Source organism: Rhodococcus sp. GQ147, from assembly GCF_059759155.1.
Window position 1 is genome coordinate 30,543 of sequence record NZ_JCAXDU010000015.1, and the last position, 21,308, is coordinate 51,850.

Genomic DNA, 21,308 nt, shown 5'->3' on the forward strand with positions numbered 1-21,308 from the left:
GGCGTGAGTCGTCAGGCGTAGGAGGGTTCGCGCTTCTTGACGTACGCGATCACGCGGTAGGTCACCGGGAGCACGACGATCTCGACCAGCGTCTTCCACAGGAACCCGACGATCACGAAGTTGACGAAGTCGGCCCAGGTCGTGATGCCGATGGCCCCTGCGGCGATCGAGCAGAAGATGAGGGTGTCGGCGAACTCGCCGACGACGGTCGACCCGATCAGCCGCGCCCACAGGTGCTTCTCCCGGGTGCGTTCCTTGATGCGGACGAGCACGTACGAGTTGAGCAACTGCCCGACCGCGTACCCGGCGAGCCCGGCGATCAACATCCGGGGCACCACACCGAGGACGTTCTCGAAGGACTCCTGACCGGCGTAGAAGTCGGCCGGGGGCAGCTGCTGCGTGATCCAGAAGCACAGCGCGGACAGCGCGACCGCCCCGAAGCCGTAGAAGACGGCGCGGCGGGTGGCCGCGAAGCCGTACACCTCGCTGAGCACGTCGCCGAGGATGTAGGCGAGGGGGAACAGGAAGAACCCGCCGTCGGTGATGATCGGCAGAATCTGCAGCGGCCCGACGGTGAGTTCGGAGCCGGTGAAGAACGCGATGCCCTTCGTCGCGGAGATGTTGGAGATCATCAGCACCGCGGTGAACAGCACGACGATCCCCGTGTACGGGCTGCGTCCCACGCGCGCGAAGGCGGCGTGGTCGAAGAGGGCGGGGGAGGTGTTCGATCCGTGCTCGGTCACCCGGACATCCAAGCATCTCCGCGGGGTGATCACGAAGTTGCGGACCGTCTGTACGTGCGCGAACACCCCATATGCGACGAACGGGTCCCGTCCTGACGAGGACGGGACCCGGAGCGCACGGGAGATCAGGACTTGCGTACCCGGGTGCCGCCGGCGAACTTGTCGTGGAAACCCTGCTTGTTGCCGTCCTGCTCGATGGTGACCGCGATACCGATGTATGCGGCGAGCGACAGCAGACCGGCGAGGAAGCCCAGCAGCGGGACGCCGGTGAGGATCTGCAGCGCGACGAAGGCGTTGCGCTTGGCGGCCTGCTCGAGGGTGGGGTTACCACCGGCAGGGCCGGCGACCGACAAGCCGAGGAGCTTCTTGCCGATCGTCGCGCCTCGAGCGGACTCCATGTACGTCCAGTAGCCGAAGGCGACGACACCGCTGACGACCGTCATGAAGAAGTCCACGAAACCGCTTCCACCGCTCGCGAGGATCATGATCGCGCTCAGGATCCCCATGGGGATACCAACGATGAGGCCGTCGATGATGCGGGCGCCGAGACGCGGGAGCAGTTCCCCCGGGGTGCCGGCACCGAAATTCGGATCCGGGCCGGGGAATCCCGGGCCGCCGAACCCACCGTCCTGCGGCGCCCCGTACGGGGGTGCACCGTACTGAGGAGCGCCGAACTGGGGCGCACCGAATTGGGGCGTTCCGTTCTGCGGGGTTCCGTACTGAGGAGCGCCGTACTGGGGGCCACCGTTCTGGGGCGCGCCGTACTGCGGGAACTGCTGGGTGTAATCGGGCGGGGTGGCGCCGTACGAGGGGGCGCCGGGATGACCGCCCGTCGCCCGAGGATCCTGCTGAGGGGGTGGATAGCCACCAGTGGTCACTTATGTCTCCCTTGTCGCGATCGGCATGGCAACGCGCCACGGTACAGCGTGCCGTGGCGCGTCGGTAGATATGCCTACGGATGCGACGGGAGGGTCCCGCCGGGGTTGTGTCAGGCCGCTACGGGACCACCCGTGGTGACCCGGTAGGCGTACGTGACGGCGATGATCGACACCGGCACGGTGACCAGCAGGCCGATCAGGCACAACAGGGCACCGAGGAGATTGATGCCGAGCAGTGCGAGGGCGAGCAACACCAGCGTTCCCGCATTCGATTTGACGGCATTGAAGCTCGACTTGATCGCGGTGACGGCATCCTGATTGCGATCGATGACGAACTGCATCGTCCACCACGCGAAGAACGCGAATACCAGGCCCGGGAGGATGCACAGCACGAGACCGATCGACGTGCCGATGCCCACGAGCAGACCTGCGAGGATGACCGCACCGATCGGGCCGATCTGGAGGAACGTCCCGAAAGCGGGGCGCTGCCCGTCGGTTTCGGCCAGCGCACCGCGCACGAAGGCGGCCTGGATCAGGTATCCGACGATCGCCGAGACGATGCTGCCGATGGCGCTCAGGAAGGTGAAGTCCGTCGCCTCACCGGTGAAGTCGAACCCGTTGAAGATGCCGCTGATCAGGCCCTGGATGACGAACGCGGCGAGCATGAAGACGATCCACACGCCGGCGTTACCGCTGAACTTCGACCAGCCGTAGGAGATCGCGTCGCCGACACTCAGCTGATTCGGAGGCGGACCACCGAAGCTCCCGGCGCCGTACGCACCCGGCGGGGGCGGGTAGTCACCACCCGACGGGGGAGGCGGATAGTTCCCCGGCGGCGGGTAGGACCCACCCGGCGGCGGGTAGTTGCCACCCGAGGGCGGGGGGTAGTTCCCCGGAGGGGGGTAGTTGCCGGGCGGCGGATAGTTCCCACCCGGCGGGGGAGTGCCACCCCCCGAGGGCGGGGGATAGTTTCCGGGTGGCGGATAGTTTCCGGGTGGCGGATAACCACCCGGGTTCTTCGGATCCTGATTCGGGTCGTAACCACCGGTGGTCATGGCTGCCTCTCGTCTCCGGGATCGGACACTTCCGAGAGAGTACGGACATCACCTCGGGTCCGCATCCGCTATGTCCGCATCGTGTCCTATCGGATGCCTTCCTCCGACGGGGTGAACACCCACGGATCGCGGGGGAGTCTCACGGGATTCCAGCGGTCCAGCAACAGTTCCGGCGACACGGGCTCGCCGGGGTCGGCGAGTCGCAGCGACACGGCGATCGTGCCCAGCACGTCGGCGGCCGTGTGACCGAGCGCGAGCTGATCGGCCAGTGTCACCGCGCCGTCCCGTTTGGCCAGTCGCTTACCCTCCTTGTCGAGCGCGAGCGGCACGTGCGCGTAGACGGGTTCCGACAGTCCGAGAAGGTGTGCGAGACAGGCCTGCCGGGGCGCGGAAGTGAGCAGGTCGTCTCCGCGTACCACCTGATCGATGCCCTGGTCGGCGTCGTCCACCACCACTGCGAGGTTGTACGCGGGGGTTCCGTCGTTGCGGCGCAACACGAGATCGTCGACGATGCCCGTGAAATCTCCGTGCAGCAGGTCGTGGACGGTGAACCACTCCTCGGTCGCCCGCAACCGGATCGCGGGGGCGCGGCCGGAGGCCCGGCGCTCGGCCCGCTGCTCGTCGGTGAGGTTGCGGCAGGTGCCCGGATAGGCGCCCGCAGGGGCGTGGGGTGCGGAGGTGGCCTCGAGGATCTCGCGTCGGGTGCAGTAGCACTCGTAGGTCAGACCGGCCTGCTCGAGCCGCGCGATCGCCTCGTCGTACAGGCGCCGGCGGCGGGACTGGTGGACCACCCGGCCGTCCCAGTCGAGACCGATCGCCGCGAGATCCGCGAGCTGGCGTTGCTCCGCGCCGGGACGCACCCGGTCGAGATCCTCGACGCGGACCAGGAACCGACGGTTGGTCGACCGCGCGAACAACCACGCCAGGACGGCGGTGCGCAGATTGCCCAAGTGCAGGTCGCCGGAGGGACTCGGTGCGAAGCGACCCGCTCCTGCTTCGTCCTCGTCCGAAAGTGACACCCGTGCACTCTATCGAGCGACCCCCAGGAGTACCGCTCGCTGGGCGTGCACGACCTCCCGGATCGCCGCGACCGCGGCCGCGACCTCCGGCTGCCGCAGCGTCTCCGAGCGTGCGACGAGCCAGTAGGCCAGACGCGCCTCGACCTCGCCGGGCAGGACCCGGACGAGATCGGGGTGCCGATCGGCCATGAAGCACGGCAGCAGACCGAGTCCTCCGGCGGCGCGGGTCGCTTCGACGTGCACGAACACGTTCGTCGAGCTGATCGAATCCTGCATGTCGGGGGCGATGCGCCGCGCGACGTCGAGATCGTCGACCTGCAGCATCGAATCGATGAAGTACACGAGGGTGTGCTCACGCAGGTCGCGGACCGACGACGGGGAGCCGTGCGTGGCGAGATAATCGCGCGAGGCATACAGACCCAGGTTGTAGTCGGCGAGACGGTGCGCTTCGGCCCGATGCACCTGCGGGCGTCCCACGACCACCTCGATGTCCATGCCGGACCGCTGCTGTGAGGCGCGACGGGTGGTCGCGACGATCTCGACGGAGATACCTGGATGGCGTTGCCGCACGAGCGCGCCGGCCGGGGCGGCGATGTAGGCGCTGAAGCCGTCGGTGGCGGAGATACGCACGACGCCCTCGAGGCGGCGCTCACCCCGGGGGTTCCGCAGACTTCCGACCGCGGCCTCGATGCGTTCGGCGGCCTCGAGCGCCTCGCGACCGCGGTCGGTCAGTTCCCATCCCGCCGCCGACCGCGTGAGCACGCGACCGCCGAGGCTGCGCTCGAGCGCAGCGATCCGCCGGGAGATCGTGGTGTGGTTGACGCCCAGGTCGTCGGCGGCGCTGGTGAACCTGCCACTGCGCCCGACGGCGAGCAGGACGAGGAGGTCATCGGCCGAGGGCACGCTCATGTGTGCAGTTTTGCAGATCGCATCTGCGAATCGCGTCATTGTGGATGCAAATGTGCGTACCGATACTCGGCATATGTGTTTGGAAGTGTTCCCCGTCACACAGCGTCCCGGGAGGGTGCAGGCATGAGCGTCGAACAGGCACGAACGGATGGACCGGAGAGTTCACCGTCGGCATTGCGCAGGGTCGTCGGTGCGTCCATGGCGGGCACCGTCGTCGAGTGGTACGAGTTCTTCCTCTACGGCACCGCCGCGACCCTCGTCTTCGCCAAAGTCTTCTTCCCCGACGGCGGCAACGAACTCGACGCGATCATCGCGGCGTTCGTCACCTACGCCGTGGGCTTCGTCGCCCGGCCGCTCGGTGGGATCGTCTTCGGCCACTTCGGTGACCGGTTCGGACGCAAGCAGCTGCTGCAGACCAGCATCATCATGGTCGGCGTCGCGACCTTCCTGATGGGCTGCCTGCCGACCTTCGGTACCATCGGGTACTGGGCGCCGGCACTGCTCGTGACGCTCCGGTTCATCCAGGGCTTCGCGGTCGGCGGCGAGTGGGGCGGCGCGGTACTGCTGGTCGCCGAACACAGCCCCAATCGCTCGCGCGGATTCTGGTCGTCGTGGCCGCAGGCCGGTGTGCCGATGGGCAATCTCCTCGCGACGATCGTCCTGCTCGTCCTCACCACCACGTTGCCCGAATCGGCATTCCTGTCGTGGGGCTGGCGAGTCGCGTTCTGGCTCTCGGCCGTCATCGTGCTGATCGGCTACTACATCCGCACCAAGGTCACCGACGCCCCGATCTTCCTCGAGGCGCAGCAGGAGGCCGACAAGCTGAAGGAGACGTCTTTCAACGTCTTCGAGGTGCTCGAGCGCTACCCGCGCGGCGTGTTCACGGCCATGGGCCTGCGGTTCGCCGAGAACGTCATGTACTACCTCGTCGTCACCTTCTCGATCACCTATCTGAAGATCGTCGTCGGTGCCGACACCAGCCACATCCTGTGGTGGATGCTCGCCGCGCACGCCGTGCACTTCGTGATCATCCCGATGGTCGGACGACTGTCGGACACGCTGGGACGCCGTCCCGTCTACATGATCGGTGCCGTCACCGCCGGTGCCTGGGGCTTCCTCGCCTTCCCGATGATGGACACCGGCAACAGTGCGTGGATCATCTCGGCGATCGTCATCGGACTCGTCTTCCACTCGTTCATGTATGCGGGGCAGCCGGCGATCATGGCGGAGATGTTCCCGACCCGCATGCGCTACTCGGGCGTCTCCCTCGGCTACCAGGTCACCTCGATCGTCGCAGGGTCGCTCGCCCCGATCATCGCCGCGAGTCTGCTCAGCCGCTTCGAGTCGTCGGTCCCGATCTCCTTCTATCTGCTCGGCTCGTCGCTGATCACGATCGTCGCGGTGATCGTGGCCCGGGAGACGAAGGGCATCTCGCTGCGCGACATCGACGCCGCGGACGCGGAAACGGTCGCCCAGAAGAAGGCCGCCGAGAACGCCAGGATCTCGGCATGAGGGCCCGCACCGCACTCGTGACCGGTGGTGTCGGCGGGATCGGGGCGGCCTGCGCCCGCGCCCTCGCCCGGCAGGGAGTCCGCGTGACCGTCGCCGATGTCGACGAGGTCGCCGCGAAGACGCTCGCCCACGAGATCGGGGGAGAGGCGTGGGGTGTCGACCTGCTCGACACCGACGGCCTCGACGGTCTCCGCCTCGACGTCGACATCCTCGTCAACAACGCCGGCATCCAGGTGGTGCGGCCGGTGGAGGACTTCGCCCTCGCCGACTTCCGCCGCATCCAGACGCTCATGGTCGAGGCGCCCTTCCTGCTCGTGAAGGCCGCGCTGCCCAGCATGTACGAGCGGGGCTTCGGCCGGATCGTGAACATCTCGTCGGTCCATGGGCTGCGGGCGTCGGCGTTCAAGGCCGGGTACGTCACCGCCAAGCACGGCCTCGAGGGGTTCTCCAAGGTCGTCGCGCTCGAAGGCGGTCCCCGTGGCGTGACGAGCAACTGCGTCAATCCGGGTTACGTCCGCACCCCGCTGGTGGAGAAGCAGATCTCGGAACAGGCCCGCGCGCACGACATCCCGGAGGATCGCGTGCTCTCGGATGTGTTGCTCACCGATCAGGCGGTGACCCGGCTGGTCGAGCCGGAGGAGGTGGCCTCGCTGGTGTCGTGGCTGGCCTCCGACGAAGCCGGGATGGTCACCGGCGCGTCGTACACGATGGACGGCGGCTGGTCGGCCCACTGACAGGACGGTCCGACTGCAATCACCGACCCGCGTCCCGGATTCCGGGGCGCGGGTCAGTGCGCGTCGGCGCCGTCGAGGACGAGCTGGACCTGGGCGTGCAGAGCGTGGGTCAGATACTCGCGCGGGTAGAGCTCGGGGCTCGCCGCCGCGTCGAGTGCGAGCCCGTTCGCGGCCGAGAGCAGCAGAGCGGCCCGGGTCTCCGGGTCGGGTGTACCGGCGCGGATCAATACGCGCGCTATGCCCGTGCGGATCGTGAACAGGGTGGCGGTGCGGATGGCGCTCAGCGTGGGGGAGGTGACCGCCCGCACGGCGAACGCCGACATCACGTGCACCTCGCTGCCACGTTCCTCGTCGAGGGGGAGCAGCTGGCTGAGCGCGGAGAACAGGGTGCGCGCCGGATCGATGTCGGGATCGACGTTCGTCAGCCGGTTCAGCACCCGGTCCGAGAGCGTGCGGAACGAGTACGCGAGCATCTCGTCCTTGGTTGGGAAATGGTGCTGCACCGCCCCGATCGAGACCCCTGCCTCGTTGGCCACCTCCCGCACACTCGCCGCGTCGAGACCGTTGCGTGCGGCCACGTCGAGCAGGGCCGCAGCAAGCCTGGTGGGGCTGGTGGTGACGTAGGGGCGCGTGCGCATGAGGAGCACCGTAGCCGAGCTCTCCACCATACGAACGTACGGGGAGGTGGGAATCACACCCCGTCGGTGAGCTCGCGATCTGACAGGAAACGGACCGACACCGTCAGCGCGGCTGCGAACGCCGCTGCGATCCACAGGGCGTGCAGCCCCAGCACCCGGTGGGCGAGCGCGCCGAGAACGGCGCCCGTCACCAGGCCGCCCCACAGGCCCAGATAGGGCAGCCAGCTCCAGCGCGGACCACCGAAGAACGCCGCCGCGATCCGCTGCCCGATCTTGACCAGCGCACCCGTCATGTAGGTCAGGGCGACGGTCGTCTCCCCGTGCCGCCGGAACACCGAGTTCTCCGTTCCCATGGCCAAGGTCATCGCGATCACGGCGACCGGCGTCCAGTCCACGAAGACGGCCGCGGCGGCGATCGTCAGCAACACGGTCACCGTCGCGAGGACGGCGGTCTTGCGGGTCCGCCGGTCTCGGTCGGTCAGTTCCGCTACCACGCTGCCGAGAATCACTCCGAGCACGAACAGCGCGAGCACACCGCCGATGAGGGTGACCGTCTGCCACGCACCGTCGGCCGTCCCGACCGCGAAGCGCGTGGAGTTGCCGCTCATGAACGACACGAAGACGCCGCCCAGGGTGATGAAACCGAGGGCATCGATGAACCCTGCGAGAGAGGACAACGCGATCGCGAGTCCCTGCAACTGCCTGCCGTAACCGACCACCAGACGATAGTAGGAACCGTTCCCGCCGGATGCCGACGACGTCGGCTCGCGGATACTTACGCGGTGTAACGACCGGGTGTTGTGGGCGCGATGGACAAGGGGAGCCGTCCGGCGCCGTCGTTCTCAGGAGTTCCCTCGATGTCCTTGCCCCGCTTGTCGTCCCGGCTGTCCCTGCTCGTCGTCGCGACAGTCGCGGGTCTGACCCTCACCGGTTGTGATTCGACCACCGAGGACACTTCCGTCGCTCCGGCGGCGACTTCCGAACAGTCCCCGGTGCCGAGCTCCGAAACCCCCACGACGACACCGTCCCACACCACGACGCGCTCCACCTCGACGACCGCACCGAACCCGGCAGCGTCGGCGGATTCGTCGGAGGCCCTGGCCCGGCTGGCGACCCTGCCGATCAAGGGGCGCGCGCCCAAGACCGGGTACAGCCGCGACCTGTTCGGCCAGGCGTGGAGCGATGACGTGTCGGTGGAGTTCGGGGGCAACGGCTGCGACACCCGCAACGACATCCTGCGACGCGACCTCGTCGATATCGTCTACCGGCCCGGTACCCGCGACTGCGTCGTCGCGTCGGGAACCCTGAACGACTTGTACACCGGTACGACGATCGCGTTCACCCGCGGGCAGGACACCTCGACCGCGGTGCAGATCGACCACGTCGTCGCGTTGTCGGACGCGTGGCAGAAGGGCGCGCAGCAACTCGACGCGGGCACCCGGGCCGATTTCGCCAACGACCCGCGCAACCTCCAGGCCGTGGACGGGCCGACCAACCAGCAGAAGAGCGACGGCGACGCCGCCACCTGGCTGCCGCCGAACCGCGCGTACCGCTGCGCGTATGTCGCGCGGCAGATCGAGGTCAAGGCGATCTACGGCCTGTGGGTGACGCAGGCCGAGCACGACGCGATGGCGCGGGTCCTCACCGAATGCGGAGGTGGGGCTCCCGCAGCTGCACCCGCGCCCACCACGACGACGCGCCAGGCGCCCGCACCTGCGCCGGCACCCTCGCCGGCTCCTGCACCTGTACCTGCGCCCGCCCCCGCCGAGCCGGCCCCTGCTCCGGCGGAGGTGTATTACAAGAACTGCGCGGCGGCCCGGGCCGCGGGAGCCGCACCGCTGTATGTGGGAGAGCCCGGCTACCGGCCGAAGATGGACGGTGACGGGGACGGCGTCGCCTGCGAGTAGCACACACCGCCGTGATCTCTCGGTCAGCTGAAGCGGTGGGTGAGATTGCGGCGCATGCGGTGCAGCTCGCGGAGCTGGGCGCCCAGCCGCTCGACCTCGGCGTCGAACCGGCGCGCCCGGTCCACGGCCCCCACCCGGTGTTCGGCGAGGGCCTTCTGTTCGGTCTTCTCGATGGCTGCGGACACCTCGTCGATCTCCCGGTCCAGCATCTCCACCCAGACCGAAGCCTGCTCGTGGTCGGCGTCGCCGCCGAGCGGGAAATTGTCGTCCGCGGTCACGAGACGCATCGTGCCCGAGATCGGCCCGGTACGCGAACAGGGGGACCGGAAAAGCAGAAACCCCGTGGGACGCTGTGCGCCCCACGGGGTTCCGTGGCGGAGGATAGGGGATTTGAACCCCTGAGGGCGTTAACCCAACCCGCGTTCCAGGCGAGCGCCATAGGCCACTAGGCGAATCCTCCGTGGGGAAGCATACCGAATGGAGACCCCAACTTGCCAAACGGGCACGTCGCACCCTGATTCCAGGGGTGCTGCGGGGGCGGGTTCGCCGCCGAGGCGCTCGTTCCTCTACACTTGCCGATGGATCCCGCGCGGCGCGCATCCTGTGAACTCCCCCAGGGCCGGAAGGCAGCAAGGGTCAACGGGCTCTGCCGGGTGCGCGGGGTCCTCTTAATTTCCGCCGATGCCCGTGTCACCGTGCACGGTGAAAGGTCCCTCCGCATGCCTACGCAGACCCAGTACGGGTTGATGAGCCATGAGGAACTCGTTGCAGAGCACGAGCGCCAGTCCGCCAACTACGAACGGTTGAAGTCGGAGAAGCTGACGCTGGACCTGACCCGCGGCAAGCCCTCGCCCGAGCAGCTCGACCTCTCCGCGGAGTTGCTGTCGCTGCCGGGTGCCGACGACTTCCGCGACGGCAGCGGCACCGACACCCGCAACTACGGCGGCCTCACCGGCCTGCCCGAGCTGCGCGCGATCTTCGCCGAGCTGCTGAACATCCCGGTCGAGAACCTCGTCGCAGGAAATAACGCGAGCCTCGAGATCATGCACGATCTCGTCGTCTGGTCGTTGCTGCACGGCACCGTCGACTCGCCGCGCCCGTGGTCGCAGGAGTCGGTCGTCAAGTTCCTGTGCCCGGCGCCCGGCTACGACCGGCACTTCGCGATCACCGAGTCGCTCGGCATCGAGATGATCCCCGTGCCGCTGCGCGAGGACGGCCCCGACGTGCGGTTCATCGCCGATCTCGTCGCGAACGACCCGCAGATCAAGGGCATGTGGGCTGTGCCGACCTACTCGAACCCCACCGGCGCGGTGTACTCCGAGGAGGTCGCCCGCGAGTTGGTGTCGATGCCGACGGCCGCTCCCGACTTCCGCATCTTCTGGGACAATGCCTACGCGGTGCACCCGCTCACCGAGCACCTCGCGCCCGCGATCGACATCCTCGGTCTGGCCGCGCAGGCCGGTCACCCGAACCGCGTGTTCGCGCTGGCGTCCACCTCGAAGATCACCTTCGCCGGTTCGGGCGTGAGCTTCTTCGGCAGCTCCACCGAGAACCTCACCTGGTACCAGAAGTACCTGGGCATCAAGACCATCGGCCCCGACAAGGTCAACCAGCTGCGTCACCTGCGCTTCTTCCGCGACGCCGACGGTGTGCGTGCCCACATGGCCACGCACCGCGAGATCCTCGCGCCGAAGTTCGCGCTCGTGCGCCGCATCCTCGAGGAGCGTCTCGGCACGTCGAAGGTCGCGTCGTGGACCGAGCCCGAGGGCGGCTACTTCATCAGCCTCGATGTCGTCGAGGGCACGGCGGCCCGCGTCATCGCCCTGGCGAAGGAGGCGGGTATCGCGCTGACGGGTGCCGGTTCGGCGTTCCCGTACAAGAAGGACCCCGAGGACAAGAACATCCGCCTCGCACCGAGCTTCCCTTCGCTCGGTGAGCTCGAGAAGGCCATGGACGGTGTCGCGACCTGCGTGCTGCTGGCCGCAGCGGAGAAGGCGCTCGCCGACAAGTAGTGCGTGGGTAGGTACGCAACGCGAGGACGAGGCTCGCAACATCGGCAGTCACTGCCGGCGTTGCGAGCCTCGATTCTTTGTTGCGTACCTCCGTCGACAAGAATCTGCACTCCGGGTGTGAGTTTGTTCCCAGCCTGTGGATAAAGTTGTGCACAACACGTGGACGGGCGGTGGACAACTCGGATCGGCCCTGGTCGGGGCATTCTCGGTGCCCGCCGTCACCGCGACTTGCTTTCCCCTACCGACCTGACATACTCGCTGGTCAGGGTCGCCGCATACCGTGCGGCGGGTTCGGAAGTGGTGAGTGTGATGGAAAACCGCGCTCTCGTGAATTCCGGAGTCGGCGTATCGGCCGTCGGATCTGTCACGGGGTGTCTCGGTGTACTGAAGGTGTTCCTACTGGCGCTCGACATCGAGGCGGCGCCCGAGACGCCCCCGCGGGTCCCACCCGTCGAGAAGGTGGAGCCCTTCCTGCCGGCACGCATCGCCGAGCAGCCCGAGACGGACCACGGTGTGCGTCCGCCGTGCCTGCTCGCGTTCCGGCACGTCGTCGACCCGACACGACCGGAGATCTCGTTCGGTGCGTCGACGGGGTCGCTGCGTGAGGCGCCGGACACGACCCGACCGTATGTGGGACACCCCGCGACGTGCGTGTCGCTGTGGGACGTCCCCGGCCACGGTCTCGTCCTGGCGTTGGAATCGCTGTCGGACCACGGGTCGCCGCTCGTCGACTGGCGCAGCGACCCGCTGCAGGATCGCGACGGCGCCGGTCTGCGCCCGGTGCTCGGCGAGTTCCTCGCGCCCTTCGAACTGACCGCCGACGCCTGCCTGAACGACGTGTTTCCCGGACTGAACAGGCGGTTGTGTGCGCCGACGACCTATCAGCCCCTGCACGAACTCGTCGTCCACCGCCACCGGGGAGTCGGCGATCGCGAGGTCGCCGAGGGCATGGTCGTGGAAGTGGTCTCGAGCGGCGGCGAACGCGTCCGCTCGCTCGTCGACGGCCCGCGCATCGGACCGGAGGCCCGCGCGGCGGCACGGTCCTGGGGTGTGTTGTGGAAGTGGGACCGGGTTCCGCTGGTGGACCGGCCCGTGCAGCCGGGAGCCACCATCGCCGTGCGGGAGGACTCCGGTGCGGTGCTGTTCGACCTCGAGGCCACCGCCCTCGGCAGCGACTATGTCGGGCACGGCACCCGCGAGATGATCTACGGGCTCATCCCGTGGGTGGCGGTGCGGGCCCGGGCCTCCGCCGACTACTGGACGACCATGGAGCATCTGCGCCACCCCGACGGGCTCGGCGGCGAGCGGCTGGCCACGGTCCTCGACGACATCGCGATCATGCAGGCGCGCCGGATGGAACGGGCCCTGCTGCGCAAGGAGTCGATCCACGACGACCGGTTCCACTCGTGGACGCAACCCACCCAGCTGCGAGCACTCATGGCCGGCCGGGTCGCCGACGAGTTGGCCGAACTCGACGCGGAACTGTCCGAGGCCGTGGACATCGTCGAGCACGCCCTGCTGCGCAGTGCCGAGTTGCGCGGTGCGAGGCATACCCGCTTGGCCAAGGGCTGGTCCGCGGCGGCGTCGGTCATCGCCGTCGTGGCGTTGTTCGCCGCCCTGGCCGCCGTTCCGGACACCTCGCAACCGACGCTGTTCCCGCACTGGCTGCATGCTCTGACCACGTCGATCGCGCTCACCCTGGGCATCGTGATCGCGGTGGTCGTGTGGCGCCGCCCCTGACGCGCAGGGCATGATCGTCTGCATGTCCTCGACGCTGAACCTGGTCGGAGATCCCGACGCCGACGCACTGCTGGCCGAGAACCCGCTGGCGCTTCTCATCGGCATGCTGCTCGACCAGCAGGTGGCGATGGAGGTCGCGTTCGCGGGACCGAAGAAGCTCGCCGACCGTCTCGGCGGTCTCGACGTGTACCGCATCGCGTCGGCCGACCCCGACGAGTTCGTCGCGGTGTGCGCGCAGAAACCGGCCGTCCACCGGTTCCCCAAGTCGATGGGACAGCGGATCCAGGCGCTGTGCGCGGCGATCGTCGAGGACTACGACGGCGACGCCTCCGCACTGTGGACGTCCGGCGACCCGGACGGCAAGGAAGTGCTGCGGCGGCTGAAGAAGCTGCCGGGCTACGGCGACCAGAAGGCACGTATCTTCCTGGCGCTGCTCGGCAAGCAGATGGGTGTGCGGCCCGAGGGATGGCGCGAGGCCGCCGGCGACTATGGGCACGAGGATGCGCGCCGGTCGATCGCCGACGTCGTCGACGAGCAGTCGCTGCGCGAGGTGCGCGAGTTCAAGAAGTCGATGAAGGTAGCGAAGAAGTCATGAGACGCGTCGCAGCGGTATGCGGCGCCGCCGTCGCCTTCGCCGGGGGAACCGTGGGCGTGGCCTCGGCCGGCGGGGGAGACGACCGGGTCGTCCTCCGGCCCGGCGACGGGATCGTGTTCTCCGCGGAGCCGACACCGGGTTGGTGTTCCGTGGCGGCGGTCGGGCACGACGACGCGGGTCGGCTCGTCGCGATCACGGCGGGGCACTGCTATCAGACGGGATCGTCGCCCGTCTGGAAGGTCGAGGAGCAGCACCGAGGGCCGATCGGAACCGAAACGGACGTCGCGAGTACGGGTTCGGTCGATCAGCTGGGATTCCCCACCGACGAGATTGCCGACTACGCGGTGGTCCTGCTCGACGAGACCCGCGTGCGGGGATCGAACACGTCGGTGCCCAACGACCGGGGAGAGCGAGTCGTGCTCGAATCGGTCGCGGCGTTCGGCGAAGGCGAGCTGCCGGCCGGAACACATTGCGCGGCAGGGCGGAGCACGTCGGTGGCCTGCGCGACCGGCGATGTGCGGGTGGACGGGAACCTGATGTCCTCGCCGCTGCTCATGCGACCGGGCGATTCCGGCGGGCCGCTCGTGCGTACCGAGACGGGCGAATGGATGGGACTGTCGGTGGGTTACCGGTTCCCGCAGACCGCGGTCTCCGACGACCGGCAGGTTCCCGACACGAGGTTCGCCGCCTACCAGCGGGCCGACCGGATCCTCGCCGAGATCGACGCGCGCGACGGGATCGGCTCGGGGTTCCGTCTCGTCGACACCCCCTGACCGATCCCGCCCGCGTTACCGTCAGAGCTTCTCGAAACGTGGAATCAGGTGTTCAGCAACGTTTTTCGCCTCGTCGATGAGCGGCCATCCGGCGAGGATGAGGGAGGTCGGTCCGGTCGCGTCGCGCAGGGTGCGCACGTGGCCGGTGATCTCGTCCGGGTCGCCGACGTAGTAGACGGCCGACGATCCCGTGGCGAAGATGTCCAGCGGTGACCACGCGGTGATGCCCGCGTAGAGGCCGTCGCCGAGATACAGGTCCTCGGGTTCGGGCAGCTTGCCGGCGTTGATGGTGTCGACCCAGCCCTGCCGCTGCGCGTCGCGCGCGGTGAAGGTCTTCAGATCCTGCTTGCCGTGCGTGCGGCGGCGCACCGCCCGGTCGAGCACGTCCTGGATCTGCTCGATGCCGGCCTTCTCGAACAGCGACCGGAACCGTTCGAGTGCCTCGTCCCGATTCGGACGCACGATGACGCCGGACAGAGCGCCGAAATCGGTGTACTCGCGCCCCTCCGTTGCAGCGGATTCGCGTGCAGCGGTGAGCTTCTCCGTGACGAACGAGGTCTCGCGCAGCATGATCAGGTAGGCGTCGAGCACCTTGCCGGCGTTCTGCAGACCGGCGGGGGAGTCGCCCGTTCCCCACAGCGGGACCGAGTGGTCCGCAGGAGCATCGATGCGCAGCGGGGTGTTCGGGAAGTTCGACGCGGTGCCCTCGGCATAGATGCGCCGGAACTCCGCCCAGTACTTCTCACCGAGCTCGTACCGACGGTCGTGCTCGACGTTCATGTCGTACTTGGTGAGGATGTTCTCCCGGCCGTTGACCGAGTTGATCATCAGGCGACCGCCGCTGAACGCGTCGAAGGTCAGGGCCTTCTCGGCGAGCAGTCGCGCGGGCGTCATGTTCGCGTAGATCGCGATGAGGAACTTCATCCGGCTGGTGTGCGCCGCAGCCCAGGTCGCCGAGATGAAGGGGTCGTTCGGCCAGGTCGCGACGAGCGCACCTTCGAAGCCGCCGTCGTCGATGGTCTTCGCGAGTTCGATCTGCCGCTGCCCGTCCACCGGGTACAACCCGCCGGGGCTCCAGGGGTAGTCGCCGTCGGCCTGGGTGAGATACCAGAAGGTCTTGATGGGCATTACTTCGTGTCCTTCGAGGGGAGTTCGAACGGTTCGACGCGGGCGCGGGCGCGCAGCGTGCCGGCGTCCACGGCGAACAGGGCGTCGAGGTAGGCGACGGCGAAGGAGCCGGGGCCGGTGGAGTTCTCCTCGGCGATCTCGGACGCCACGGCGACGTGCGTGTGGGCGGCCGCGAGGCCGACGAGAGGGGTCTCCGCGACCGCGAGATAGGCCGCGACGAGTCCACCGAGGGAGCATCCGGTGGAGGTCACGCGCGGCAACATGGCGCTGCCACCGGCGATGCGCAATCCGACGATCCCGCCGTCGCGGTCGCGGCCGACGAGGTAGTCGACGGGACCGGAGGCCGACACGGCGTCCGCGCGGTCGAGCAGCGCGAGCGCGGCAGGCACGGCAGCAGCGGCCTCGTCGGCGCTGTCGACGCCGCGCGTGTCACCGCCCAGACCGGCCAGCGCGATGATCTCGGAGGCGTTGCCGCGGATCGCGGTGGGACGGAACTTCAGCAGGTCGGCGGCGAGAGAGGTGCGCCACGCCAGTCCGCCCACGCCCACGGGATCGAGGACCCACGGGGTGCCGGCGTCGTGCGCGGCCTCGGCCGCGCGGGTGAAGGCCACCGAGGTCTCGTCGAAGGGCGTGCCGAGGTTGACGAGCACTCCACCGGCGATGCGCGCGAAATCGCCTGCCTCGTGGGCGTTGTCGATGTGCGCGTTACTGGCGCCTGCGGCGAGCAGTACGTTGGTGAGGAAGTTGGCCGAGACGATGTTGGTCAGCGAGTGCACCAGCGGCGTCTGCGCGCGCAGGGCGTCGAGGGTGACGGCGAGATCATCGACGGTGGGGGTCGTGGTCACGGGAGATCCTGTCGGGAGGAGGGGAGGGGACGAAGCGGGTCAGGATCGCGGACATCGCATCATGCGTCGCCCTTCCCTTCTCCGAGTGTCCGCACGGGGAGTGCGGGGTCGGCGGTCCACTCCTCGAGGGATCCGTCGTAGACGGCGATGTCGTCGTGGCCCGTCCGGACCAGTGCGAGCGCCACCAGGCAGGCCGAGACGCCGCCACCGCAGTAGAGGATCAGGGGCCGGGAGGTATCGGCGAGGGCCTGCTCGGCCAGCTCGGCGATCCGATCGGTGCTCCGCAGGACGCCGTCGGCGAGCAGGCTCTTGGCCGGCAGGTTCCGGCTCCCGCCGATGTGCCCGCGGCGCGCGTAACGAGTGGTGGCGGTGCCTGCGAACTGCTCGGCGTCGAGCGCACAGACGAGGGTGCCCGGTGCGTCACCGGACACCACGGCGAGCACGTCGTCGCGATCGCGCCACAGGCCGTGGTCGGGCAGCCCGGTCCGGGATGTGATGGCAGTGCGCTCGGCGGCGTCGCCGGTTTCCACGGGCAGGTCGAGCGCGGTCCAACGGGCGAAGCCGCCGTCGAGGACGCGGGCGGAGACACCGATGTTGCGCAGCATCCACCACAACCGGGACGCCCAGGTCATGCCGCCGTCGTCGTAGATCACGAGGTCGGTGTCGGGGGTCACGCCGAGTTCGGTCAGGGCGGCCGCGAGGTCGTCCGGGGCGGGGCGGGAGAAGTGCAGGTCGGTGCCGGGGGCGCTGAATCCGCCGAGCAGGTCGGCGTGGACGGAGCCCGGGATGTGCGCGGCGCGCCAGGTCGCGTAGCCGGATTCCGGACGGTAGTCGCCGTCGAAACGGGGCTTCGGAAAGGTGACCGTCGCGTGCAGGACCGTGTGGGCGCCGGGGTCGCTCGCGAGCTCTTCGGCGCTGATCAGCACCTGTTCGTCCCGGAAAGCCGCCTCGGTCACGCGTTGGGTCCTCTCGCTATGTTCGAGGAGCGACGCTAAACGACGAATAACGTATACGCAAGTATTCGTAAGTCCACGGTGGCATAATCGGCGCACGTAAACGGCATGCCTACGGAGGGTGTAGATGACCGAGCAGGACGCGACGGCCGAGCTGGAGAGCTCTCTTCTCGTCGAATCGCCCACCGGGCGCGACGACCAGACCTCCAAGCAGTACCTGCGCCTGCGCTCGGACATCCTCGCGGGGAAGTTCCCACGCGGCGCCGCTCTGCACGAGACCCAGCTCAGCGAGACCTACGGGGCGTCCCGCACCCCCATCCGCGAGGCGCTCAACTGGCTCGCGCACGACGGTCTGCTCGAACGGGCCAGTCGCGGCTTCCGGGTGCGTTCGGGCACCCCCGAGGACGTCATCGAGATCTATGCGGCGCGCGTCGCGCTCGAATCCGAGGCGGCCGGCGCCGCGGCGATCCGGCACACCGATCTCGACATGGCCCGGCTCGAGCGACTGCACGATTCGTGCTGCTCAGCCACCAACGACGGCGCGGTGCGCATCGGGAACTTCCGGTTCCACGAGGCGCTGTGGCAGGCCGCGCACAACACGACGATCACGACATTGCTCGTGCGTCTGACCACCCAGCTGCGGATCTACGACTCCGGGCCGCCGTCCAACTACGGCGAGCCCGATCTGCTCAACCGGGAGCACGCGCAGATCCTCGACGCCTTGCGGGCGCGGAACGAGTCCGCGGCCCGCGAACACATGCGTGCTCATCTCGAGCGCAGCCGCGAGCAGCGCATCCGCCTCTTCGCCCGCGGCTGAGCCTTCACTCCTGATCGGACGTGTCGATGTCGCCGGCGAGGATCCGGTACAGCGACTTCTTGGCTCCGGTGAGGACCGCGTGTGCCGCGGCGACCTCGGCGTCGGAACCGCCCATCGCGACCGACCGCGTCGCGACCTGCAGTTCGCGCAGTGCGAGTCGCAGGTCGGGGGCGTCGGAATCGGGATCGTGAGCGGCGAAGGGGTCGAGGAGCTCGTTTTCCGGATCGTCGATGTACGTGCGGCCCGCATCCGTCAGTGAGACGAGCTTGCGTCCGCCCTCCTTCTCGACGGTGACGAGTCCTTCGTCCTCGAGCTGGGAGATCGTCGGGTAGATCGCGCCGGGGCTGGGGCGCCAGGCGCCGCCTGTCCGTTCGGCGATCGCTTCCATGAGCTGGTAGCCGTGCATCGGTTCGGTGCCGAGCAGGCGCAGCACGGCCGCGCGGACGTCGCCTCGCTGTGCTCGGCCGCGTCGTCCTCCTCGCGGGCCGCCGTGTCCCCGTCCGCCGCCACCGCGGTGCGGGCGGAAGCCGGGTTCGTCGTGCGGGTGGTGTCCGCGACGGCGGGGGCCGTCGGCGCGGAACGGGCCGCCGGGAAGATTTCGATCGTGCATGGCGCGGCGACGGCCGCGGGGATGTTCGTGGGTTCGCATCTGTGCGTCTCCTTCTATGTCGATACGGTCACGATAGATCTCGATATATCGTGACCGCAACAGTGGTCTCGGCCACAGGTGTCAACGGACCGACCTCCGTGCATGTCGGGAGCCGCCGGTACGCTCGGCGCGTGGCTCTGTACCGGAAGTATCGACCTGCGACCTTCGCGGAGGTGGTGGGGCAGGAGCACGTCACCGTGCCCCTCAGCACGGCGCTCGACACGGGCCGCATCAACCACGCCTACCTGTTCTCGGGTCCTCGTGGATGCGGCAAGACGTCCTCGGCGCGCATCCTCGCCCGCTCGCTCAACTGCGAGACCGGCCCCACGTCCACTCCGTGCGGAACGTGCCGGTCGTGCGTGTCGCTCGGCCCGGGCGGTGGAGGCAACCTCGACGTCACCGAACTCGACGCCGCGAGCCACGGCGGTGTCGACGACACCCGCGAACTCCGCGACCGCGCGTTCTACGCTCCAGCCGAATCGCGCTACCGCATCTTCATCATCGACGAGGCGCACATGGTCACCACGCAGGGCTTCAACGCCCTGCTCAAGATCGTGGAGGAGCCGCCGGAGCACCTCATCTTCGTCTTCGCGACCACCGAGCCCGAGAAGGTGCTGCCCACCATCCGGTCGCGCACGCACCACTATCCCTTCCGGCTCCTCGCTCCCACGGCGATGCGGGGTCTGCTCGAGCAGATCTGCGGCCAGGAGAACGTGCCGGTCGAGGACGCGGTCTATCCGCTGGTCATCCGTGCCGGCGGTGGATCCCCCCGCGACTCGCTGTCGGTGATGGACCAGCTCCTCGCCGGTGCCGGCCCCGAGGGCGTCACCTACGAGCGCGCCCTGTCGCTGCTCGGCGTCACCGACGTCGCTCTCATCGACGAGGCCGTCGATTCGCTCGCGGCCGGCGACGGCGCGGCGCTGTTCGGCACCGTCGAGAAGGTCATGGACGCCGGGCACGACCCGCGTCGCTTCGCCGTCGACCTTCTCGAACGGCTCCGCGATCTCATCCTCATGAAGTCCGTCCCCGACGCCGCCGAGCGCGGACTCGTCGACGCACCCGGCGACGTCCTCGAGCGGATGCGCGACGAAGCGACCCGCCTGGGCCCGGCCACCCTCACCCGCTACGCCGAGATCGTGCACGCCGGGCTCGGCGAGATGCGCGGTGCGACGTCGCCGCGTCTGCTGCTCGAGGTGATGTGCGCGCGCATGCTGCTCCCCGCGGCGTCCGACGCGGAAACCGCTGTCCTGCAACGCCTCGAACGACTCGAGCAGGGCATCGTCGCAGCCCCGGCGGGAGGTGTCGCGCCGAAGCCGGTGGCAGTACCCGCCGCGCCTGCCGCACCGCCCATCTCGCCCGACGAACCCGCGGCACGTTTCCAGCGTCCCTCCCAGCGCCGGGCAGCGGAGGCGGCGCCTGCCGCACCGTCCAACGAGACTGCTCAGCCCCGCGAGACTGCTCAGCCGCAGCCGGAAGCTGCCCAGCAACCCCCTGCCCAGCAGGCACCGGTGCAGCCCGAACCGGCCCAGCCGGCACCTGCCCCGACACCGCCTCCCGCCGCCGCGCAACCTCCCGTCGTCCCGGAGGCTCCACAGCCGCAGAGTGTGCCCGACGAGGTTGCCGCGCAGGAGGTTCCGCCGCCCGCCCCCGAGGAGCCGGTTGCTCCCGAACCCGAGCCCGAACCCGCCCGCGCGGCAGGCGGTCCCGACGCAGCCCAGATGCGGGGCGTGTGGTCGGAGGTGCGCGCGAAGGTCCGCGAACGCAGCCGCACCGTCGAGGTGATGCTCTCGGGCGCCACCGTCCGATCGGTCGACGGCACCCGCGTCGTGCTCGTGCACGACTCCGCTCCGCTCGCGAAGCGACTCGCCGACGCGCGCAACGCCACGGTCATCGCCGATGCGCTGAAGGCGGTCTTCGGTGGAGAGTTCGAGGTCACCTGCGTCCACGGATCCGCTGCTGCGGAGGCGCCTGCCAGAACCCCGGCGCCCGAAAAGAATTCGCGCCCGGCGGGTCAACCGCGTTTCTCCCGGCCGAGCCAGGCGAAGAATGCCGCGCCGCCCGCACCCGCCGAAGCCCCCGCCGCGCCGCAGCGACCGGCGGCCGCACCGTCGGCTGCCCCGACGTTCACGCGTCCGTCCGTGGAGAGCGTCGACGACATCCCGCCGCCCGAAGCCCCCGACCTTCCCGACGATCCGGGCCCGGGCTACGACGCACCGCCGCCCGACCCGTCGCAGATGACGGAGGCGGACGTCGAGGAGATGTTCGCCGAGGCCGCCACGCCCGGCGACCCGTCGACGCGCCGCGATCCTGAAGAAGTCGCGATCGAGCTGCTCAAGGACGTGCTGGGAGCGAAACCGCTCGACGAGAAGTAGTCGTACCGGGCCTGGAGTGGCCGACGAAC

Annotated in this window: 21 protein-coding genes, 1 tRNA gene and 1 other RNA gene; 10 read left to right on the forward strand and 13 right to left on the reverse strand. The window is 68.9% G+C overall.

Annotation, left to right across the window (positions count from 1 at the left end; translation table 11 throughout):
• Window positions 1–11: 11 nt before the first annotated feature.
• From AC6CID_RS17255 to AC6CID_RS17275, 5 genes are all read right to left on the reverse strand, one after another.
• Window positions 12–743 (reverse strand): queuosine precursor transporter, encoded by a 732-nt coding sequence (locus AC6CID_RS17255; protein ID WP_033097971.1) that lies wholly within the window; start codon window positions 741–743, stop codon window positions 12–14.
• 125 nt (window positions 744–868) lie between these two features.
• The gene (locus AC6CID_RS17260; protein WP_019290297.1) at window positions 869–1,621 is read right to left on the reverse strand and encodes an RDD family protein; all 753 of its coding nucleotides are present in this window, start codon (window positions 1,619–1,621) and stop codon (window positions 869–871) included.
• Window positions 1,622–1,731: 110 nt separating this feature from the next.
• Window positions 1,732–2,676: a DUF2189 domain-containing protein gene (locus AC6CID_RS17265; protein WP_498354238.1), complete on the reverse strand. Its 945-nt coding sequence runs from the start codon at window positions 2,674–2,676 to the stop codon at window positions 1,732–1,734.
• An 86-nt stretch (window positions 2,677–2,762) separates the two neighbouring features.
• A complete protein-coding gene (gluQRS, locus tag AC6CID_RS17270; RefSeq protein WP_019290296.1) occupies window positions 2,763–3,695 on the reverse strand; it encodes a tRNA glutamyl-Q(34) synthetase GluQRS in 933 nt (310 codons plus the stop codon).
• Window positions 3,696–3,704: 9 nt separating this feature from the next.
• Window positions 3,705–4,604, reverse strand: coding sequence for a LysR family transcriptional regulator (locus AC6CID_RS17275; protein ID WP_006552513.1), 900 nt, complete (start codon window positions 4,602–4,604; stop codon window positions 3,705–3,707).
• A gap of 123 nt (window positions 4,605–4,727) precedes the next feature.
• On the opposite strand from AC6CID_RS17275, the gene AC6CID_RS17280 reads away from it, so the two are divergent.
• Both AC6CID_RS17280 and AC6CID_RS17285 read left to right on the forward strand, forming a co-directional pair.
• Window positions 4,728–6,116 carry an MFS transporter gene (locus tag AC6CID_RS17280; RefSeq protein ID WP_220666924.1) on the forward strand — a complete coding sequence of 463 codons (1,389 nt, stop codon included), beginning with the start codon at window positions 4,728–4,730 and terminating at the stop codon, window positions 6,114–6,116.
• Window positions 6,113–6,850, forward strand: coding sequence for a 3-hydroxybutyrate dehydrogenase (locus AC6CID_RS17285; protein ID WP_217579251.1), 738 nt, complete (start codon window positions 6,113–6,115; stop codon window positions 6,848–6,850). Before AC6CID_RS17280 ends, AC6CID_RS17285 begins: the two co-directional genes overlap by 4 nt.
• A 53-nt stretch (window positions 6,851–6,903) precedes the next feature.
• Here AC6CID_RS17285 and AC6CID_RS17290 read toward each other — a convergent pair whose 3' ends face one another.
• Together AC6CID_RS17290 and AC6CID_RS17295 are read right to left on the reverse strand one after the other, a co-directional pair.
• Window positions 6,904–7,488 carry a TetR/AcrR family transcriptional regulator gene (locus tag AC6CID_RS17290; protein ID WP_016691005.1) on the reverse strand — a complete coding sequence of 195 codons (585 nt, stop codon included), beginning with the start codon at window positions 7,486–7,488 and terminating at the stop codon, window positions 6,904–6,906.
• A gap of 53 nt (window positions 7,489–7,541) precedes the next feature.
• On the reverse strand, window positions 7,542–8,207 hold the full coding sequence (locus AC6CID_RS17295; RefSeq protein ID WP_064061177.1) for a YoaK family protein: 666 nt from the start codon (window positions 8,205–8,207) through the stop codon (window positions 7,542–7,544).
• Between the two features lie 138 nt (window positions 8,208–8,345).
• Here AC6CID_RS17295 and AC6CID_RS17300 point away from each other — a divergent pair, with 138 nt between their 5' ends.
• Window positions 8,346–9,395: a GmrSD restriction endonuclease domain-containing protein gene (locus AC6CID_RS17300; protein WP_498354239.1), complete on the forward strand. Its 1,050-nt coding sequence runs from the start codon at window positions 8,346–8,348 to the stop codon at window positions 9,393–9,395.
• 23 nt (window positions 9,396–9,418) lie between these two features.
• Here AC6CID_RS17300 and AC6CID_RS17305 read toward each other — a convergent pair whose 3' ends face one another.
• Window positions 9,419–9,682: a hypothetical protein gene (locus AC6CID_RS17305; protein ID WP_006552507.1), complete on the reverse strand. Its 264-nt coding sequence runs from the start codon at window positions 9,680–9,682 to the stop codon at window positions 9,419–9,421.
• Window positions 9,683–9,767: 85 nt separating this feature from the next.
• A tRNA-Ser gene (locus AC6CID_RS17310) sits at window positions 9,768–9,855 on the reverse strand.
• A gap of 117 nt (window positions 9,856–9,972) precedes the next feature.
• Here AC6CID_RS17310 and ffs point away from each other — a divergent pair.
• The 5 genes from ffs (at window position 9,973) to AC6CID_RS17335 (ending at window position 14,515) form a co-directional block, all read left to right on the forward strand.
• Window positions 9,973–10,067, forward strand: an RNA gene (gene ffs / locus AC6CID_RS17315) — signal recognition particle sRNA small type.
• Between the two features lie 47 nt (window positions 10,068–10,114).
• Window positions 10,115–11,407: an aspartate aminotransferase type Ic gene (locus AC6CID_RS17320; RefSeq protein WP_064061174.1), complete on the forward strand. Its 1,293-nt coding sequence runs from the start codon at window positions 10,115–10,117 to the stop codon at window positions 11,405–11,407.
• A gap of 390 nt (window positions 11,408–11,797) precedes the next feature.
• Entirely contained in the window at window positions 11,798–13,147 is a 1,350-nt protein-coding gene (locus AC6CID_RS17325) for a hypothetical protein (protein ID WP_498354240.1), read from the forward strand.
• A 22-nt stretch (window positions 13,148–13,169) separates the two neighbouring features.
• On the forward strand, window positions 13,170–13,742 hold the full coding sequence (locus AC6CID_RS17330) for an HhH-GPD-type base excision DNA repair protein (protein WP_498354241.1): 573 nt from the start codon (window positions 13,170–13,172) through the stop codon (window positions 13,740–13,742).
• Window positions 13,739–14,515 carry a trypsin-like peptidase domain-containing protein gene (locus AC6CID_RS17335; RefSeq protein ID WP_006552503.1) on the forward strand — a complete coding sequence of 259 codons (777 nt, stop codon included), beginning with the start codon at window positions 13,739–13,741 and terminating at the stop codon, window positions 14,513–14,515. The genes AC6CID_RS17330 and AC6CID_RS17335 overlap by 4 nt, the downstream gene beginning before the upstream one ends.
• A 21-nt stretch (window positions 14,516–14,536) precedes the next feature.
• On the opposite strand, the gene AC6CID_RS17340 is transcribed toward AC6CID_RS17335, so the two are convergent.
• The 3 genes from AC6CID_RS17340 to AC6CID_RS17350 are packed head-to-tail and all read right to left on the reverse strand — an operon-like array spanning window position 14,537 to window position 17,444.
• Window positions 14,537–15,643, reverse strand: coding sequence for an LLM class flavin-dependent oxidoreductase (locus AC6CID_RS17340; RefSeq protein ID WP_064061172.1), 1,107 nt, complete (start codon window positions 15,641–15,643; stop codon window positions 14,537–14,539).
• Complete coding sequence (thiM, locus tag AC6CID_RS17345; RefSeq protein ID WP_006552501.1) at window positions 15,643–16,488, reverse strand: hydroxyethylthiazole kinase; 846 nt, start codon at window positions 16,486–16,488, stop codon at window positions 15,643–15,645. The genes AC6CID_RS17340 and thiM overlap by 1 nt, the downstream gene beginning before the upstream one ends.
• A 59-nt stretch (window positions 16,489–16,547) precedes the next feature.
• Complete coding sequence (locus AC6CID_RS17350; RefSeq protein WP_498354242.1) at window positions 16,548–17,444, reverse strand: sulfurtransferase; 897 nt, start codon at window positions 17,442–17,444, stop codon at window positions 16,548–16,550.
• Between the two features lie 124 nt (window positions 17,445–17,568).
• On the opposite strand from AC6CID_RS17350, the gene AC6CID_RS17355 reads away from it, so the two are divergent.
• Window positions 17,569–18,258, forward strand: coding sequence for a GntR family transcriptional regulator (locus AC6CID_RS17355; RefSeq protein WP_094979564.1), 690 nt, complete (start codon window positions 17,569–17,571; stop codon window positions 18,256–18,258).
• A gap of 4 nt (window positions 18,259–18,262) precedes the next feature.
• Here the strand turns inward: AC6CID_RS17355 and AC6CID_RS17360 are convergent, their stop codons facing one another.
• Entirely contained in the window at window positions 18,263–18,907 is a 645-nt protein-coding gene (locus tag AC6CID_RS17360) for a PadR family transcriptional regulator (protein WP_498354243.1), read from the reverse strand.
• 131 nt (window positions 18,908–19,038) lie between these two features.
• Between AC6CID_RS17360 and AC6CID_RS17365 the strand changes: the two genes are divergently transcribed.
• Entirely contained in the window at window positions 19,039–21,279 is a 2,241-nt protein-coding gene (locus AC6CID_RS17365) for a DNA polymerase III subunit gamma and tau (protein WP_498354244.1), read from the forward strand.
• Window positions 21,280–21,308 lie beyond the last annotated feature (29 nt).

Coding starts and splice junctions, on each gene's coding strand:
- AC6CID_RS17265 (WP_498354238.1), bottom strand. CDS start 2,676: ATGACCACCGGTGGTTACGACCCGAATCAGGATCCGAAGAACCCGGGT.
- AC6CID_RS17275 (WP_006552513.1), bottom strand. CDS start 4,604: ATGAGCGTGCCCTCGGCCGATGACCTCCTCGTCCTGCTCGCCGTCGGG.
- AC6CID_RS17280 (WP_220666924.1), top strand. CDS start 4,728: ATGAGCGTCGAACAGGCACGAACGGATGGACCGGAGAGTTCACCGTCG.
- AC6CID_RS17285 (WP_217579251.1), top strand. CDS start 6,113: ATGAGGGCCCGCACCGCACTCGTGACCGGTGGTGTCGGCGGGATCGGG.
- AC6CID_RS17290 (WP_016691005.1), bottom strand. CDS start 7,488: ATGCGCACGCGCCCCTACGTCACCACCAGCCCCACCAGGCTTGCTGCG.
- AC6CID_RS17300 (WP_498354239.1), top strand. CDS start 8,346: ATGTCCTTGCCCCGCTTGTCGTCCCGGCTGTCCCTGCTCGTCGTCGCG.
- AC6CID_RS17305 (WP_006552507.1), bottom strand. CDS start 9,682: ATGCGTCTCGTGACCGCGGACGACAATTTCCCGCTCGGCGGCGACGCC.
- AC6CID_RS17320 (WP_064061174.1), top strand. CDS start 10,115: ATGCCTACGCAGACCCAGTACGGGTTGATGAGCCATGAGGAACTCGTT.
- AC6CID_RS17330 (WP_498354241.1), top strand. CDS start 13,170: ATGTCCTCGACGCTGAACCTGGTCGGAGATCCCGACGCCGACGCACTG.
- AC6CID_RS17335 (WP_006552503.1), top strand. CDS start 13,739: ATGAGACGCGTCGCAGCGGTATGCGGCGCCGCCGTCGCCTTCGCCGGG.
- AC6CID_RS17340 (WP_064061172.1), bottom strand. CDS start 15,643: ATGCCCATCAAGACCTTCTGGTATCTCACCCAGGCCGACGGCGACTAC.
- AC6CID_RS17355 (WP_094979564.1), top strand. CDS start 17,569: ATGACCGAGCAGGACGCGACGGCCGAGCTGGAGAGCTCTCTTCTCGTC.
- AC6CID_RS17360 (WP_498354243.1), bottom strand. CDS start 18,907: ATGCGAACCCACGAACATCCCCGCGGCCGTCGCCGCGCCATGCACGAT.